Genomic DNA, 2599 nt, shown 5'->3' on the forward strand with positions numbered 1-2599 from the left:
GCTCAAGCCTGAGTTCAGTAACTGCTATGGTGATCATTATCCTAGTAGCTCCTGCACACGTTCCGAAATCCAACTACGGCCGCAGCGTTAATTCTCCCCGGCTTGTAGCCGCACTGGCAAGCTCCATTCCACGCCATGCGGCCCGCCTTAAACACAGGTATCTCAGGGCTCTCCAGATGCGCGAGTCTCGCGGCTACGTAGTCGCGGCTTCCATAATCGGCGTATGCAAAGCCCGCACAGTCTTTGGCGGACACCTACAGAATTTATAGGTGCATCTCTACTCGCCCGGAATGCTTCAGCAACTCGCAAGCTCGACGGCCAGCGCCGGGGGTCGCGCAAATACAACTGAACACGCAGAGAGCGATGCTCTTCAGCCAGCCGGCTCAAGTCGTGGATACGGAGTCTCCTCCGGCGTCCCTGAGCCCCGCGACGTCGGCCCTCGTCTCCCTGGCCGTTACCGCCGCCCTCCGTGACGGCGACACCGACACCGTACGCGACATGCTCGGCGCCGCCCCAGGCGTACAAGAGGCCTACGATCTCGCCCTCCTCGTCGAGCAGACTCCCAGCGACGCCCGGAGAGCGAGAAAGACCGACCGATCAGCCTCCGTACCCAAGACGAGATCGAGAAGCGTGGGTCCAGTAAACGGCCCTGTCTCACATTCGGTGGTGACGAAGGGTGATGTCATCCGAGGAGGACGCGGTGGCGGAGAAGGGTGAATCCTGCCCGGCCTTGCATCTGCCGCGCGATCAGCTTGGTCTTGGTGTTGACGCCCTCGGTGGGCCCGTTGCTGTACGGGAGTGTGAACGCGGGGATCACAGCGTCGAGGTCGCGCTCCAGACCCCGAGTGAAGGCGTGCAGATGCGGCAGACCGGCAGCGCGGACCTGGGTGATCCAGAGCTCGAGCGCGTCGGCATTTCCCGCGGCGGCGGGCTTCAGGAGCGGGACGAAGTCCCTGATGCAAGCGGTCAGTTCGGTCATCTCGGGGCAGGTGGCGGTGAGCTCGGCCAGGAGGTCATGCTGCTCGGCCTTGAGGTTGTCGGGCCTGGTGAGCAGCATTCGGGCGAGTCTGCGCGCGGAGATGTGGCTGCGGTCGGCGTCCGCGCGGCCTTGGTTGATGTACTTGTGCAGAAGGTTGAGGCAGCCCGTGAAGCCGAGGGCTTTGATCTCTTCGAAGAGGTGCAGGACGGGGACGGTGGGGGTCCTCGGCCCGGCGCTTACGCAGGTGTTCGCGGTAGGGATCGACAAGGGTGGCACGGTACTTGGGGACGCGGAGCATCCGCTCGGGCCGATCAGCGCGGGCGTAGCGTTTGACAGTGTTCAGGGCCAGCTGCAGACGGCGGGCGCATTCGAGCAGGCCCACACCCTGGTCAAGGAGGTCGTGGATCTGGTGCCAGCGTTCCAGCGTGGTCTGTGCGCGGGGTCCGTCGTACAAGGGCGCGTCCAGCGCGGTGGCCCAGCAGCTGCTGTGCGCCTTGACCTCGCTCAGGGCGGCTTCGCACAGGTTATGCCACAGGCGAATCGCCTCGGCGTTGGTCGCGGAACCGTCCCGGCACACGACCTCGACGCCCGGATGGGTACGCAGCCACGCCTCCAGGGTGTCGGCCGTGCGGTCGGGCAGCACGTCGATCCGCTCGTGGGTCTCGGCGTCGATCACCACGGTGGCATAGCGGTGCCGCCGGCGCAGAGCGAAGTCATCGACGCCGATCACGCGGGGTGTTCGCCCGGTGGGCAGCGAGATGCGCAACAGGGCGGTGTGACGCGACAGTCCCACGGCAAGTATCGCCAGCAGCCGTGCTGCTGCCCGGCCTGCTAACTCTTTGACCACGGCCTTGATTTGCCTGGTCAGACGGGTCGTGCGGCGCTGATATAGCTCCAGCACACCGGGCAACTGCTCGCGGAAGGTGTGGCGGCAGCCGCGTGCCGGGCACACCAGGCGCCGCACCCGCACACGGACCACCACCCGCCGCCCGTCCACCGACACATCGGTCACCGTCCGCATGTGAAAGCCATGCAACCGTCCGGACGCCGCCCCGCAACCCGGACACGGCGCCGGTTCCGCCGGTGTCCGAGCCCGCACCAGAATCCGCTCGCCCTCGTCCCTCACCTCCTCGATGACCAGCGGCGACAGGCCCGGAAACATCACATCCACAAGCTCGTTGACATTCCGCACGTCATGCCAACGACAAGCCAGCACGATCCGTCACCACCGAATGTGAGACAGGGCCGTTTACTGGACAGACCCCAGCGAATCGACCAAAAAAGCAGACAACCACCCCGAAGCCGCGCCACACAGGTTAAAGATCAAGCTAGTGCTCTGACCACACAGGTTGGCCGGGTCTTGTCAAGTGGCTTATGTGGTAGGTGAGTGAGGTATGCCGGTGGTGTGGTCGGTGTCTGGTTCAGGCGGTCGTGGCCATGAGTGTGGTGCCGGTGATCTGGTGCCAGATGGTGAAGCGTTTGGTCGTCTGGGTGCGGTAGTCGGGGGCGGTCATCAGGTGCCGGCGGGGGCGGAAGTGCGGTGAGTTCCGGGAGAAGGAGGCCAGGAATCTCTGGGTCGTGCCGACGCGGCGGAAGCCCTGCATCGGGTACTCGCGCCGC

Annotated in this window: 2 pseudogenes; both read right to left on the reverse strand. The window is 65.1% G+C overall.

The annotated features are described in order from the left end of the window. Positions 1-682: 682 nt before the first annotated feature. Positions 683-2141, reverse strand: a pseudogene (locus tag ABZ624_RS42605) (transposase). 259 nt (positions 2142-2400) lie between these two features. Further along, positions 2401-2599: pseudogene (locus ABZ624_RS42610) on the reverse strand (IS6 family transposase); the annotation flags it as partial.

Origin of the sequence: Streptomyces sp. NPDC007205, from assembly GCF_040634095.1 — a bacterium.
In the GTDB taxonomy this organism is placed as follows: domain Bacteria; phylum Actinomycetota; class Actinomycetes; order Streptomycetales; family Streptomycetaceae; genus Streptomyces.